At 60.3% G+C, this 15013-nt stretch carries 13 protein-coding genes; 3 read left to right on the top strand and 10 right to left on the bottom strand.

All coding sequences use genetic code 11. The features are described from left to right. Positions 1–3 precede the first annotated feature (3 nt). From EKH79_RS13645 to EKH79_RS13625, 5 genes are all read right to left on the bottom strand, one after another. Positions 4–210 (bottom strand): hypothetical protein, encoded by a 207-nt coding sequence (locus tag EKH79_RS13645; protein WP_126674362.1) that lies wholly within the window; start codon positions 208–210, stop codon positions 4–6. A gap of 113 nt (positions 211–323) precedes the next feature. Further along, positions 324–503, bottom strand: a complete 180-nt coding sequence (locus EKH79_RS13640; RefSeq protein WP_126674361.1) for a hypothetical protein — start codon at positions 501–503, stop codon at positions 324–326. Between the two features lie 94 nt (positions 504–597). Next, positions 598–2022: an efflux transporter outer membrane subunit gene (locus EKH79_RS13635; protein WP_126674360.1), complete on the bottom strand. Its 1425-nt coding sequence runs from the start codon at positions 2020–2022 to the stop codon at positions 598–600. Beyond that, the gene (locus tag EKH79_RS13630) at positions 2009–3202 is read right to left on the bottom strand and encodes an efflux RND transporter periplasmic adaptor subunit (protein ID WP_126674359.1); all 1194 of its coding nucleotides are present in this window, start codon (positions 3200–3202) and stop codon (positions 2009–2011) included. Before EKH79_RS13630 ends, EKH79_RS13635 begins: the two co-directional genes overlap by 14 nt. Continuing rightward, a complete protein-coding gene (locus tag EKH79_RS13625; protein ID WP_126674358.1) occupies positions 3192–6392 on the bottom strand; it encodes an efflux RND transporter permease subunit in 3201 nt (1066 codons plus the stop codon). Before EKH79_RS13625 ends, EKH79_RS13630 begins: the two co-directional genes overlap by 11 nt. A 214-nt stretch (positions 6393–6606) precedes the next feature. On the opposite strand from EKH79_RS13625, the gene EKH79_RS13620 reads away from it, so the two are divergent. The 3 genes from EKH79_RS13620 to EKH79_RS13610 all read left to right on the top strand — a co-directional run bounded on the left by EKH79_RS13620 (position 6607) and on the right by EKH79_RS13610 (position 9366). Next, on the top strand, positions 6607–7533 hold the full coding sequence (locus EKH79_RS13620; protein WP_126674357.1) for a LysR substrate-binding domain-containing protein: 927 nt from the start codon (positions 6607–6609) through the stop codon (positions 7531–7533). Position 7534: 1 nt separating this feature from the next. Then, positions 7535–8605 (top strand): DMT family transporter, encoded by a 1071-nt coding sequence (locus tag EKH79_RS13615; protein ID WP_126674356.1) that lies wholly within the window; start codon positions 7535–7537, stop codon positions 8603–8605. A 227-nt stretch (positions 8606–8832) separates the two neighbouring features. Next, the gene (locus tag EKH79_RS13610) at positions 8833–9366 is read left to right on the top strand and encodes an acyloxyacyl hydrolase (protein ID WP_126674355.1); all 534 of its coding nucleotides are present in this window, start codon (positions 8833–8835) and stop codon (positions 9364–9366) included. Between the two features lie 269 nt (positions 9367–9635). On the opposite strand, the gene EKH79_RS13605 is transcribed toward EKH79_RS13610, so the two are convergent. The 5 genes from EKH79_RS13605 to EKH79_RS13585 all read right to left on the bottom strand — a co-directional run bounded on the left by EKH79_RS13605 (position 9636) and on the right by EKH79_RS13585 (position 14837). Next, positions 9636–11156, bottom strand: coding sequence for a DHA2 family efflux MFS transporter permease subunit (locus EKH79_RS13605; RefSeq protein WP_126674354.1), 1521 nt, complete (start codon positions 11154–11156; stop codon positions 9636–9638). 146 nt (positions 11157–11302) lie between these two features. Next, entirely contained in the window at positions 11303–12505 is a 1203-nt protein-coding gene (locus EKH79_RS13600) for an HlyD/EmrA/EmrK family protein (RefSeq protein WP_126674353.1), read from the bottom strand. Positions 12506–12542: 37 nt separating this feature from the next. Next, positions 12543–14006: an efflux transporter outer membrane subunit gene (locus EKH79_RS13595; RefSeq protein WP_126674352.1), complete on the bottom strand. Its 1464-nt coding sequence runs from the start codon at positions 14004–14006 to the stop codon at positions 12543–12545. Positions 14007–14033: 27 nt separating this feature from the next. Beyond that, on the bottom strand, positions 14034–14492 hold the full coding sequence (locus EKH79_RS13590; protein WP_126674351.1) for a MarR family winged helix-turn-helix transcriptional regulator: 459 nt from the start codon (positions 14490–14492) through the stop codon (positions 14034–14036). A gap of 87 nt (positions 14493–14579) precedes the next feature. Beyond that, positions 14580–14837: a hypothetical protein gene (locus tag EKH79_RS13585; RefSeq protein WP_126674350.1), complete on the bottom strand. Its 258-nt coding sequence runs from the start codon at positions 14835–14837 to the stop codon at positions 14580–14582. Positions 14838–15013: the final 176 nt, after the last annotated feature.

The following is a 15013-nucleotide window of genomic DNA, read 5'->3' as shown; positions in this document are numbered from 1 at the left end:
CACTTACTGATCGCTTGAGCGAATGACCGCGAGTCCCGCGGACGTGAGTTCAAGCCGCGCATGACTGGCAGCGACGCAGTCCATGTGGGTGACCAATCCCACGGTGAGCAGGCGGCTGGCAACGTGATTGGAGACCGTCGAGCCCCGCCCTTCCGCAATGCGCGTGAGAGCGTCGAGTTCGGTTGCATCCAGTTGTTGTGCCAAAACCATGGTCGGTCCTCTGCCCTGCGATGGATGGGTCAAGTTTGCCCAAGAATCTGTGACAGTTTTGCGGATAATCCGGTTACCGGGTGGCCCGCGAAGATTGCAATCTCATTGTAAAACTAGCGGGGCACGCGCAGGCTGGAATTTCGCAGCGCCGCGTCGTGCAAGACGTCGTCGGTGGCGGCGATGTCGATAGTATCCAGGGGACTATGCGCCGGGCGGTGCATGCTGCCCGGCGGGACCGGGGCATCCGGGGTGCTTTCCGTGCTGGATTCGGTGTCGGCGGGCTTGTTGCTCATGGTCGTGTCCTGGCGGTTGCGTCCATTCTCACAGCTTGCCGCCCGGCAGAAAAGTGACCCTCCCCGCGCAGGGAGAGGGTCATAGCGATATCGCTTACTTGCGCGCGAGCTGATCGGCCGACCAGCCGCCGCCCAACGCGCGAATCAGCTGGACGCTGGCACGCAGACGCTGCGTGTCGATGTCCAGCAGGCCACGCTTTTCCTGCAAGGCAACGGTTTGCGCCTGCACCACATCGAGGTAGCTTACGGCGCCATGCTTGTATTGGGTCATGGACAGATCCAGCGCATGCTGTGCCGCATCGGAAGCATCTTTCTGATTCGTGCTCGCGGTGCCAAGGTTGTCGAGCAACGCAAGGTTGTCCTGCACCTGGCGGAAGGCATCGAGGACCACACCGCGGTAATTCGCACCGGCTTCATCGGTCTTGGCTTTCGCCGCCTCGATGGTCGCCTTGCGATAACCACCATCGAACAGATCGACCGCAAGGGTGGGGCCAAGTGTCCAGACGTGATTCGGTGCCGTGAGCAAACCACTCCATGCGCTGCTTTCGAAGCCGCCTTGCGCATTGAGCGTGAGAGAGGGGAACCAAGCTGCGCGCGCGATACCGATGCGTGCATTGGCCGCTGCCACACGTCGTTCTGCCGCAGCGACATCCGGGCGACGTTGCAGCAGTGTCGATGGCGTTCCCACTGGAACGACGGGCAACGCGATAGCAGCCGTTTGCGAAGGCAAGCTGAAGTTAGAGGCGTTTTCGCCGACCAGTACGGCGATGGCATCCTGCATCAAGGTACGTTGCGCAACGGACTGCGACCACTGCGAACGCGCATCCGACAACTGCGTTTGAGCGCGCGATACATCCAGCCCGGAAACAATGCCACCTGCGTGCAGCGTCTGCGTCAACTTCAACGCTTTCTCATACGCTTGAATCGTTTCCTGCAGCAAGGCAATCTGCTGATCGAGTCCACGCAACTGCATGTAGCAGTCTGCAAGCTGTGCTTGCAGACTCAGCTGGGCAGAAGCCAGATCACCAGATGCAGCCAGCGCGTCGTCGCGACCGGCTTCGACCGTGTTGCGGACGCGTCCCCACAGGTCGACTTCGTAGCTGGCCTGCACGCCTACGCCATACGAGTTGTAGACGTTCGGAGCCGTCGCGCTGCGCAGCGGTTGCGTGTTGGACTGTCGTTGGCGCATGCCGTCGGCGCCCGCGCCGATCTGCGGGAAGAGTTCCGACCGGGCTTCGGCGCTGAACGCTTGCGCCTGGGTGTAATGCGCCAATGCAGCGGCGAGCGTAGCGTTATTGACCAGCAGTTGCGCCTGCAGCTGATTGAGTTCGCTGTCGCCGTAGAGTTGCCACCATTGGCCGCGCGGCAACTGATCGGATGGCTGCGCGGTCACCCATGGGCCGACGTTCTGATACGTCTGCGCTGTGGGTGTGACAGGAGCCTTGTACGCAGGCGCGAGCGAGCAGCCGCTCAACGCTACGGCGACGACGAGTGCGGTAGCGAAATCACGCTTTTTCATGGTGCGTGGCCGTTGCGTCGTTGGTGGCAACCTTTACGGCATCGCCGTCCTTGATGCCATCGGGCGGGCTGTCGATCACGCGATCGCCGTGCGTGAGGCCCGAGCCGATTTCCACCGTCTTGCCGTAGTCGGAAAGAATACTCACCTTCTTGAAGGCAACCTTGTCGCCCTCGCCAACGGTCGCGACGCGCAAGCCGGCATTGTCGAAAATAAGCGCGCTGGCTGGCACGCGCAGCGCCTGCGTATTGACGGGCAAACTGAAATGCACGTGCGCGAAACTGCCAGGCATCAATGTGCTGTCCGTGTTGTCGACGAGCAACTGCACCAGCGTCGTGCCCGACGTTGCATTGACCGCATTGGACGTGGCAATAACCTGCGCATGAAATTCCTTGCCCGGATATTCGGGCACGATCAGCGCCGCGCTGCTGCCCACGCGAATGGACGGCCCGAAGCTCTGCGGCACCTGCACGTAGACGCGCAGTTTGCGGATATCCGATACGACGAACAGTTCCGGACCGGTGGTGCCGCCGCCTGCATTGATCAATGCACCCACGTCCGTATCGCGCGCCGTGACGACACCATCGAACGGTGCCACGATGCGTGCAAATGCCTTAGCGGCCATCAGGCGATCGACGTTTGCCTGCGCGGCATTCATCAACGCGACTTTGGCGGCGTAATCGCCAGTGCGCTGATCGACATCCTGTTGCGCCACCGAATCGCTGCCGAGCATCGCTTGCCAGCGTTTTGCGGTGATGCCGGCCAACTCCGAATTCGCCTTGGCGCTGGCGAGATCGGCGCGTGCCTGCAGCAGTTGCTGATCCAGCTCGGGCGTATCGATTTCGCCCAGCAACTGGCCCGATTTCACCGGCGCACCGATATCGGTTTTCCAGTCTTTCAGATAACCGCTCACCTGCGCATAGATCGGCGCGCGGATATACGCTTCCAATCGGCCGGGCAGATCGAGCACGGGGCCATTCGGACTTGCCTCTGGCGTCACGATGCTGACCGTGGGCACGGCTTGCTCTGCCGTCCACGTTTTCAGATTGCTGGCCTGCGTGGCGCGTGTGATCAGTCCGATCACTACGACGGCAACCAGCACGACCGCGATAACGATGCCGGTGAGGCGCAAGCCGCGACGCGACAACGACTGGGAAGGATGTTGCATGGCTTCAGACGACATAGCTGGGTTCTCCGGAGGCGTCCGCTTCTTTCGGGGCATGGCTGTGACGCGCATGGATGATGCTGAAAACGACGGGCACGAATAACAACGTGGCAGCGGTAGCGAAGATGAGGCCACCGATCACGGCGCGGCCAAGCGGCGCGTTCTGCTCGCCACCTTCGCCTAGACCGAGCGCCATCGGCGCCATCCCGATGATCATCGCCAACGCGGTCATGCAGACAGGACGGAAGCGCGTGAAACCGGCCTCAAGCGCAGCAAGCGCCGCATTGCCGTGTTCGGCGAGACGCTCGCGGCAGAAACTGACCACGAGAATGGAGTTGGCGGTCGCCACACCCATGCACATGATCGCGCCCGTCAATGCCGGCACCGACAGCGGTGTATGCGTGGCGAAGAGCATCCACACGATACCGGCCAGTGCGGCAGGCAACGCGGTGATGATCACGAACGGATCGCTCCACGACTGGAAGTTCACCACGATCAGTAGATAGATCAGCACCACCGCGCCGATCAGACCGAACAGCAAACCGGTGAAAGCGCTGTTCATCGTTTGCACCTGACCGAGCAGCACGACGTGCGCACCCTTCGGTTGCTGGCTCACCGCGCCGTCGATCACTTTCTGCACGTCGGCCGCCACGGCACCGAGATCGCGATCCTGTGTTGCAGCGTAAATCTGCACAAGGGATTGAATGTCGTACTGATCGACCACGGCGTTGGTGTCGTTGCGCTTGAGCGTGACCACACCGCCCAGCACCTGTGTGCGACCGCTGCTGCCGTTGATCGGAAGATTACGGAACGACTCCAGGCTATCGAGCGCGTATTGCGGTGCCTGCATCACGATGGGGTACGACACACCGTTGGCCGGATTGAGCCAGAACGTCGGCGCGACCTGGCTGGACCCGGCAAGATCGACGACGAGGCTGTTGGTAATGTCGCGTTCGTTGATACCCACCAGCTGCGCCTGCGTGCGATCGACGTTCACGTCGAACGTGGGATTGGCCTGCGACTCCTGGATGCGCGCATCGACAACGCCAGGGATTTTCTTGATCTGTCCCAGCAGCGTGTTCGCATACGCAAAATTGGCGGCGATGTTCGGACTGCGAATTTGCAGATCGATCGGCGCAGGCGAACCGAAATTCAGAATCTGGCTGACGATATCGGCGGGTGGAAACGAGAACGTGACGCCGGGATATTTGCGCGGCAACAGCTCGCGCAGCTTGCGCACGTAGCCAGCGGTCGGGTGATGGCCTTCGTTCAACGCAATCTGGATATCGCCATCCTGCTCACCGACAAGACCGGTGTTGTTGTACGTGGTGTTGATACCGCTGGCGGAAAGGCCGATGTTGTCGACCAGCGTGCCGATTTCTTCCGGCGGAATCACGCTGCGCACGGTCTGCTCGACACTGTTGAACACGTTGGCGGTGTCTTCCACGCGCGTGCCGACCTGGGCGCGCACATGCATCAGGATCTGGCCGCCATCCACATCTGGGAAGAAGTTGCGGCCAAGGAACGGAACGAGCAGGAACGACACGAGCACGAATGCGAGGAAGCCGACCACGAACGGCTTACGATGCCCCAGCGCGAGATCGAGCATGCCGTGATACGTCGCACGCACTCGCTCAAACCGCGCCTCGAAGGCACGCTGGAAGCGCACCAGCGGATTGCGCGACGGCGGCAAACGCATTTGCTCTTCGCTCGTGTGCGCCGCCGCATGTGGTTTCAGCAAGTACTTCGACATCGTCGGCACCAGCGTGCGCGAGAGGATGAAGGAGCAGATCATCGCGAACATCACTGCTTCGGCCATCGGCACGAACAGGAAGCGCGCGACGCCTTCGAGGAAGAACATCGGCACGAACACGATACAGATGCAAAGCAACGATACAAATGCCGGCGTCACGATCTGGCGCGCGCCGTCCATGATCGCCGTTTCCACATCCTTGCCGTGCTCAAGATGCCAATTGATGTTTTCGATGGTCACCGTGGCATCGTCGACGAGAATGCCCACCGCCAGCGCAAGACCGCCGAGCGTCATGATGTTCAGCGTTTCGCCGAATACCGACAGCAGGATGATCGAGCCGAGAATAGCCAGCGGAATCGAGATCGCAATGATGACGGTGGAGCGCCAGCTGCCGAGGAACAGCAGAATCATCAGGCTGGTCAACGCCGCGGCGATGATGCCTTCGCGCGCCACGCCACTGATGGCTGCGCGCACGAACAATGACTGATCGCCGATCGGCACGACTTTCAGATTGTCCGGCAAAATTCCGCGACTGTCGGCGAGGCGCTGCTTGATGCCGGCCACGATCGCCAGCGTCGAGGCCGAACCGTTCTTCAGCACGGTCAGCAACACCGAGCGGTTGCCGTCCACGTGCACAATGTTGGTCTGCGGCGGTGAGCCGTCGCGCACGTGCGCAACATCGCGAATATAGATAGTCGTGCCGTTGACCTCTTTGATCGGCAACGCACCCAGATCGTCGATATTCGACGGCGCGTTGTTGAGGTTCATGGTGTACTCGAACTTGCCTATCTTTTCCGTACCGACCGGAATGATCAGATTCTGCGCCGCCAATGCATTGGCAACGTCCTGCGCCGACAATCCACGCGCCTGCAACGCGGCCGAATCGACGTCGATCTGCACCTGACGCGTCTTGCCGCCGTACGGATAAGGAATCGCCGCACCGGCGACCGATACCAATTGCGGACGCAGGATGTTCTGCGCCAGGTCGCCCAGGTTCTGCTCGGTAAGGCCTTTGCCCGACAGCGCCAGCTGCAGGATCGGCACAGTGGACGCATTGTAGTTGAGGATCAACGGCGGCGTCGCACCGGGCGGCAGCTGCTTGAGGATGTTTTGCGAAACCGCCGTAACCTGTGCATTGGCTGTCGCAATGTTGACGCCCGGCTGGAAGAAAATCTTGATGATGCCGAAGCCGTTGATCGACTTCGCCTCGATGTGCTCCACGTCGTTGACCGTCGTCGTGAGCACGCGCTCGTACGGCGACGAAATGCGCCCGGCCATCTGGTCGGGCGAGAGGCCCGTGTACTGCCAAACCACGGCAATCACCGGAATTTTAATGTCCGGGAAGATATCGGTAGGCGTGCGCAACGCGGCCAATGGGCCGACAATCAGGATCAGCAGCGCGAGAACGACGAATGTATAAGGCCGCTCCAGCGCTAGCCGTACAATCCTAAGCATGTGGAATGACTCCAGGAAATGGGGGCGGAGCCCCTCAGGCCGCGTATTGCTAAAAGGCCGGTCTGCAGCTGCCGGGGACAGCCGCATGCTCCGCTTACATGCAAATTCCGGTTACGACGGACTACCGCTGGCATGGGGAATACCATCGATAGACGTAAAGATTAGTTGTACGACTTGCTAAGATCGATACAGTAAAGCGAATGGCTCCATACGCATGACGAATGAATATCTCGAACTTCGGCACCTGAAGTACTTCGTCACCGTGGCCGACGAGCTGCATTTCGGTCGCGCCGCGGAGCGCCTGGGTATTTCGCAGCCACCGCTCAGCCAGCAGATTCATGCACTGGAACAGCGGCTGGGCGCCAAGCTGTTCGAACGCAAGGGCCGCGGCATCGTGCTGAGCAGCGCAGGCAGCGCGCTGCTGCCGCGCGCACGCAGCCTGCTTACGCAAGCCGAACGCGCGGCCGAGTCCGTGGCACGCTCGCAACGTGGCGAGGTCGGCGAGTTGCATCTTGGCCTTATGTCATCGGGCCCGTTTACCGTCGTAGTGCCGCGCGTACTGGCGCGCTTCCGCGAACGTCTTCCGGACGTGCGCCTTTTCATCCACGAGTTGGCCTCCTCGCATCAGATCGATGCGCTGGAGCAAGGTGTCATCGACGTCGGCGTGATTCGTCCTGACGCGTTGCCGGACGGGATCAAGGCGATCGAATTGTTCAAGGATTCGCTGACCGTGGTGATGCATTCGAGCAATCCGCTCGCTGCCACGCCAGGGCCGATCGACATTGGCGAGCTCGCGAACGAGGACTTCATTTTCTTTCAGCGTCCTCTCGGCATGCGGCTGTATGACGAAGTGATTGCGCTGTGTACGAAGTCGGGCTTCAGTCCGCGCATTCTTTATGAAGTGCGCGAGCTGCCGACCATCATCGGACTCATTTCGGGCGGTTTTGGTGTCGCGGTGTTGCCGGGTTCGGTGCAACGCATGATGGTGCAGAACGTCGTTTACCGCCCGGTCGCGCATATGGAAGCGGCCACCGCCGTCTGGGCCATTTATCGCGATGATGCCAGCAATCCGATGGTGAACGCGTTTCTCGAGATCGCACAATGCCTGGCGACCAAGCAGGCCAGCGCTGTGGCGACGTGAGATGAAAGTCGGCAACGCCAGCTACGCCAGAGGTATCACTCAGGCTTTGTTGGCTGCAGTGTTGTTCGGCGTGAGCACGCCTTTTGCGAAATGGCTGCTTGGCTCCGTCGCGCCCGGCATGCTTGCGGGCTTGTTATACGCAGGATCGGGCGCCGGCCTGTTGCTTTGGATGTTGTGGCAACGGCGCAGATCTGCGGTGTCCCACGAAGCACCGCTGTCGCGGCGCGATGGGCCCTGGCTGATCGGCGCGGTGGTCTTCGGCGGTGTGTTGGGTCCGCTGCTGCTGCTGCTCGGTTTGGCACACACGCCTGCGTCGACGGCGTCGCTGCTTTTGAATATGGAAAGCGTGCTCACGGCGGTGCTTGCATGGGTGGTTTTTCGGGAAAATGTCGACCGACGCATTTTGCTCGGCATGCTGGCCATTGTTGCCGGCGGCGTCCTGCTTTCCATGCAATCTGGTGGATATGGCACGTCGCTGATGGGTGCATTGGCCATCGTCGGTGCATGTCTTTGCTGGGCGATCGACAACAATGTCACGCGCCCGATTTCCGGTAGCGATCCAGTGCAGATCGCAGCGGTCAAAGGCTCGGTGGCGGGTTGCATCAACATCGCGATAGCGCTCATAGCCGGCTATCGCTTCCCTGCCCTATCGCATGTACTGGTGGCCGGTCTTCTTGGATTGGCAGGCTACGGTGTGAGCCTGGTGCTTTTCGTGCTGGCGTTGCGCTCGCTTGGCACGGCACGCACCAGCGCCTACTTTTCAACCGCGCCTTTTTTGGGTGCTTGTGTGGCGTTGCTGCTTTTCGGCGAACACACATCCGTCGCGTTCTGGCTTGCCGGCGCACTCATGATGTTCGGTGTGTGGCTGCATGTGAGTGAGCGTCACGAGCATGAACATGTGCATGAAGTCATCACGCACAACCATCGTCATCGGCATGACGAACATCATCAGCATAATCATGATTTTCCGTGGGATGGAAAGGAACCGCACACTCATCCGCATACGCATGAGCCGCTGCGCCATAGCCACCCGCATTACCCGGACCTACACCATCGCCACCGGCATTCCTAGATATCCATAGGTCTATAAAGCGCCATGGACCGAACACATGATGTGGACATTCTTCCGCGACAATAGGCTTGAAGATTTACCCTTCGCCTCAACAATCTATGCGCTTACGCAGTTCCAAGAAACAGTAAGTTGCAAAAATGGCCTTATTTGTACCTAGCCACAGGCCTAAATCATTAGTAAACTTAAAAGTACACAAACGATTAGTCCCTATCCCCATAGGTATAAAGATGCGCATTCATCCCGTTACTCGCGGCTTGGCGGCCGCACTGATGTTTGCTTTACCGGCCCTTCCTGCGATGGCTGCACGTTTCGAGCTACAGGGCGGCGTCAGTTACATGGGTGACCCATCCAACGGCTACAGCGCACCTGCTGCATTTGGCGAAGTCATCTTCGATCCTAGCCAGATCGGCAGCAGCAACTTCACCTGGTCGCCCGATATCACTGGCGGCTGGATCGATGGCCGCAATGTTGCCAAATACAACAACGACCCTTACACGACGCGCGACAACATCTGGTTGTTGGCCGGCGGTGTACGACTGCACTACGGCCCGGCCAACGCCTGGTATCAGCCGCTGTTCCTGAGTTTCCAGCCGGCCGTGCATACCGGACGCACGCAGTCGTTGAGCAGCGTCTATGAGTTCGTCACGACGGTTGGCTACCAGGGCAATCACTGGAGCCTTGGTGTGCGCCACATCTCCAACGGTAGCTTCCACGAGCCGAACCGTGGCGAGACGATGGTGGTCGCAGGCATCGCGTTCTGATTCATCGCCTTCCTGCTGCACATAAAACAACGGCCCCGATTGGGGCCGTTGTTGTTTCTGGAAACTGTAGATGTATTTCTCTACGTCGCCATCGTTGCCGTTGTTCGTGCCCCCTCCCCTGCTTGCAGGGGAGGGTTGGGGTGGGGTCAAGCTTTTTGCCTTGGAATTATTGGCAAAGGCTTACCCCCTCCCAACCTCCCCCTGCAAGCAGGGGGAGGAGCAAATCTCGCGGCTATGCAGGTCAGAGACTTAAGTTGGCTTCTTTAGATCTAGTGACCGCCACCACCCGCACCAGCCTTCGCTGCAAACGGCGGCTTCGCCATCCAGATCACGACGATCAGGGACAGGAATATCCATCCAAGCAGATGGAAGACCTCGTTGAAAGAAATCTGCAAACCCTGCAGCGTGATCGTCTGATCCAGCACCGCGACTGCGGTTTGCGAATTGCCCGTCTGGGCCAACGCTTGCTGCACGTCAGGATTGTAAGGCGTGATCTGCTCGGCCAGCCGCGCATGATGCATGATGCCGCGATGCTGCCACAGGAAGGTGGTGAGCGATGCCGCAAAGCTGGCGCCCATCGTGCGCAGGAAGGTAGCCAGGCCGCCACCGGCAGCAATTTCGTTGGGCCGCAGATCCGACAGCAGGATCGTCGTCACCGGCATGAAGAAGAACGCCACGCCCAGACCCTGCAACAGCTGCACCAGCGCAACATGTTCGAAGTCGACGCCGATGTAGAAGTTCGAGCGCAGGAAACACGTCGCACCCATCACCACGAAGGCGCCGCTGGTGAGCAAACGCAAGTCGAATCGCGTGGCGTACTTGCCGACAATCACCGTGAGCAACACGGGGATGACGCCAAGCGGCGCGGTCGCCAAACCTGCCCAGGTTGCGGTGTAACCCAAATTCAGCTGCAACCATTGCGGCACCAGCAAGCCGATGGCGAAGAACGCCGCATACGCCAACACCAGCGCAATCGTGCCCATGCGGAAGTTGCGATGCCGGAACAGCTTGAGGTCGACGATCGGGTCTTTGTCGGTCAACTCCCAGATCAGGAAGATGATGATGGCGATGGCCGAAACGATCGACGTAATGACGATGAAGGTCGAGTTGAACCAGTCGTCATCATTACCCTTGTCCAGCACCACCTGCAACGCACCGACGCCGATCACCAGCGTGATCAAGCCTACGTAGTCGATCTTCGGCAGCTGCGTGACCACTTCGCGCAAACGCATCTGGTTGGACACCACCATGCTGGCGAAGATGCCGATCGGCACGTTGATGAAGAAGATCCACGGCCACGAATAATTGTCGGTAATCCAGCCGCCCAGAATCGGGCCGGCAATCGGCGCGACGACGGTCACCATCGCCAGCAGCGCCAGCGCCATGCTTCGTTTTGCGGGTGGATAGATCGAGATCAGCAATGCCTGCGTGATCGGATACATCGGGCCGGCCACTGCGCCCTGAAGCGCACGAAAACCGATCAGCATGCCCATGCTCTGCGCGATGCCGCACAAAAACGAGGCCATCGAAAACAGGATGGTGGCCCACACGAACAACTTCACCTCGCCGAAGCGGCGCGTGAGAAAGCCGGTGAGCGGAAGCGCGATGGCATTGCTCACCGCGAAGGACGTAATCACCCACGTGCTCTGATCCTGACTCACGCCGAGGTTACCGGCGATGGTCGGCAGCGACACGTTGGCGATCGTGGTGTCCAGCACCTGCATGAACGTGGCCAGCGACAAACCGATTGTCGCAAGAACCAGGTTGGGTGGACGGAAATGGGTGTTCATGAGATCCGAATATGCTTGGAGTTGGGCAACGGTTGTCGTGCCGAAGCGGGGATGGATGTCGCGAATGCGGTGACGGTTGTCTTCAAGCCGTCATCGCGATGCATGCACATGTTGTTATGCGTGCACGCGATCCATCCCCTGCCCCATCAATGCTGTCCAGCCATGTTGTCGTGAATGATGCGATCGATCTGCGCATTCGCGTCTGCCATTTCCTGCTGGAAGACATCGGTGGTGAAGCGCGGCTCGGTACGTGCTTGCTGCGAAAGCGTCTGGCCGCTTTGATCGTGCAGATTCACGTCGGTATCGAGCGACATGCCGATACGCAGCGGATTCTTGTCCAGCTGCGACGGATCGGTGAACACCACGCGCACCGGAATACGCTGCACGATCTTGATCCAGTTGCCCGTGGCGTTCTGCGCCGGCAGCAGCGAGAACGCGCTACCCGTGCCTACACCAAGGCTTTCGACCTGGGCTTTGTACTTCACGGAACTGCCGTACACGTCGGAAGTCACTTCCACCGGCTGACCGATACGCATGTGCTTGAGCTGCGTTTCCTTGAAGTTCGCATCGACCCACACTTCGTGCAACGGAACGACGGCCATCAGTGCGGCGCCAGGCTGCACACGCTGACCGACCTGCACGGTGCGCTTGGCAACGTAGCCCGTAACGGGCGCAACCATCGTCGTGCGCACATCGTCCAGATACGCAGCGCGATACTGCGCGGCTGCAGCTTTCACATCCGGATGCGATGCGACCACCGTGTCGTCGACCAGCACGCTGTTCGTCTGCAACTGCTGCTGGGCCGTGGTCAGGCCGTTCTGCGCCGAGTTGAGCGCGTCCAGTGCGTGCGACAGTTCTTCATTGGAGATCGCGCCAGTCTTGGCGAGATCGCGGCGGCGGTTGTAGTCGGCCTGTGCTTTGGCCAGCGCCACGCGCTGCACGGCGAGCTGCGCCTGTGCACCGGAGACCGTGCTGTAAAGACCGCGCACTTTGCGAACGGTGCTGGCGAGATTCGCCGCCGCGCGCTGCAGTCCGACATCGGCGTCGGAGCGATCGAGCTTCACCAGTACATCGCCCTGCTTCACCAGATCGCCGTCGTCGGCGCCGATGGTGATGACGGTGCCGTTAATGCGCGGCGTGATCTGCACGATATTGCCGTTGACGTACGCATCGTCGGTACCTTCGTACCAGCGGCCATCGAGGAAATACCAAAGCGTCCATCCGATGATGCCAAGGATGACGATGATGAGAACCAGCCGCAGCAGAAAACCGCGCCGATTGTTCGGCGGCGGTGCCTGCACAGTGGGCGCGGCGGGTGCGGCGGCGGCGGTGGGATTCGGGCTGGACATGGGGCTGCCTCAGGAACAATAGAAAGTATTGGAAGGTTTATTCGTTGGAGACCAGCTGCTTTTCGGCAGTCTGGTCATCGGTACCGGCTTGCGGACGGAAGCCGCCGCCCAGTGCCTGGATCAGTTGCACATTCAGATCGCTCTGCTGTGCGTGCAGCGTCGCCATGCGCTGCTCGGCAGCCAGCAATTCCTGGCGCACGCTCAGTGCTTCCAGATAACTGCCGATGCCTGCCTTGTAACGCTGCTCGGCGAGGTTCCACGCATCGCTAGCGGCGCTGACGGCACGTTGCTGTGCGTCGATTTCCTGCTGCACGGAATTGAGTGCGTCGTAGTCGTCGGACACTTCGTTTACCGCCGACACCAGCGTCTGGTTGTATTGCGCAACGGCCAGATCGTATTGCGCATCCTTGCTGTTCAAGTTCGAGCGACGACGGCCACCGTCGAAGATCGGCAGGCTGATCGCCGGCGCCACTTCATAGAAACGCGACTGCGCCTGGAACAGATTGCCGCCGCCGAGCGCCACCAAACCGGCGAGTGCACCGATGTTTACGTCGGGCATGAATTCGGCCTTCGCCGATTTGATGTCCTTACTCGACGCTTCCACGCGCCAGCGTGCAGCAACCAGATCCGCGCGATGGCCAATCAATTCGACCGGCACATTCGACGGTACCGTCAATGCAGAGGGCGGCAGCAACTGCGGACGACCGATGTCGCGGCCACGATCCGGACCCTTGCCAAGCAACACGGCCAGCGACGAACGTGCCGCATCGATCGCGCGATCGGTTTGTACTTTCTGCCCTTCCGCGGTCGCGACTTCGGAGTCGCTCTGCTTCAACTGCGTCTGGCTATCGATGCCTGCGGCGACACGCTGATGCGTGAGATTGCGTGCGTCATTCGCGCGCTTCAATTCGGCGACAGCGACATCCTGTTGCGCATAGGCGTAACCGAGTTGCACATACGCGCGTGCGACATTGGTGGAAAGCTCCACACGTGCCGCTTGCGCATCCACTTCGGCAGAACGCTCCTGACCCAGCGCCGCTTCCCATGCAGCGCGATGACCGCCCCACAGATCAAGGTCCCACTTGAAGCTGCCGTACACATACTTGGCAGCACCGGTGTGACCGTTGCCAATCGGCGGTAGCGTGGTGGGAATGCGTGCTTCGGCGACACTACCGCCGACACTCACCGACGGATCGCGTGCAGCGTTTGCGGCGCCGGTTTCGGCTTGTGCCGCACGCGCACGCGCATCGGCGACGGCGAGCGTGGGACTGTCATGCAGGGCTTCGGCAATCAGCGTATTGAGCTGCGGATCGCCCAGCCCCGTCCACCAGTCTTCTTTCGGCCACGCCGCATCGGAGACCTGCACGTTGGCAAAGCTGCGATCAGCTTTCAGCGTGGAAGGATCGATCGACGTGCCATTCGTATGAAGACCACCGCTCGTGACGCAGCCGGCAAGGGCTAACGTCAGTCCAACAGCAGCCGCAAGAATATGCAGACGCATGGCTTTCTATCTCGAAGTCGAAGTGAATCAGTTCTTGTCGCGAAGCGCGCGCAAGACGCGCTCCAGGTAGTCGTGCAATTGCGCACTTTCCGCGTTGCTCAACGTACGCTGCGCTGCCTGCAAGACGCGCTCGTTACAACCGCTTAGTTGTTGCCACAACTGATCGCCCGCGTCGGTCAGCTCGATACGCAAGGCGCGGCGATCTTGTTCGTGCGGGCAGCGGCGCAATAAGCCCCTGCCTTCCAGCTGATCCAGCTGGCGTGTCATCGCACCACCGTCCAGTTCAACAGATCGGGCCAGCTCGGTGGCCGACATCGGGCCCAAGGTGGCGAGCCGTTTGAGAATCAGGAACTGAGTGAAGCGCAAATCGAGCTTCTTCGCAGCGATTTCCGCCTCCAGCGACCGCACCAGTTCGGCGCGGACCAGGGCGAGCAGGGTGCCAAGACTCTCTTGGCTGGTCGGGGTGATGACGGGGCCGGGGTTCATGGGTGCGCATTATTATTGCCCCGAGAATATTTGTCAAGGCAAATATGTTTTGCGCACCTATTGTCCAGGCAAATGGTTAGAAGTGAATTATTGCTGCGCGTCGGCGGTCAGCTCGGCCAGCTCATCGCCCAACCAGGCGCGCAGCGCCGGATTGCGCAATTCGAACAGTTCGAACACGCCCAAAGCCCGCAACGCCGGCAATTGCGCCAGCAAACGGGGCTCCATCGCTCGGCGAACGGCCTCGGGGGTGGCCGGATCGAGCATCTGATGGGCGCAGGCGACAAAGGTCTCGACCGGGGCGCGGGAGACTTCGGACCGCAGGGAAACCAGTTGGATCGGGGACATAGCCTTATTCCTTGTTCTGTGTGTTGCAGGGGATCACGGATGTCGCTCTAAAAGACGAACGAACGGGAGGGACCGTGAAAGACAGACATAGACATCCAGGTTTCGGTTCGCGCAAAAAAAGAAATTGCGCGGGTCCCTCCGACCTGGGCTTGGCAAGGGTCCGCGAGCGGCGGCAG

The sequence above is a fragment of the Dyella dinghuensis genome, assembly GCF_003977615.1.
Classification (GTDB): Bacteria; Pseudomonadota; Gammaproteobacteria; order Xanthomonadales; family Rhodanobacteraceae; genus Dyella_B; species Dyella_B dinghuensis.
The sequence above is the reverse complement of the archived record's forward strand: the minus strand, read 5'-3'. Positions and strand labels throughout refer to the sequence as shown.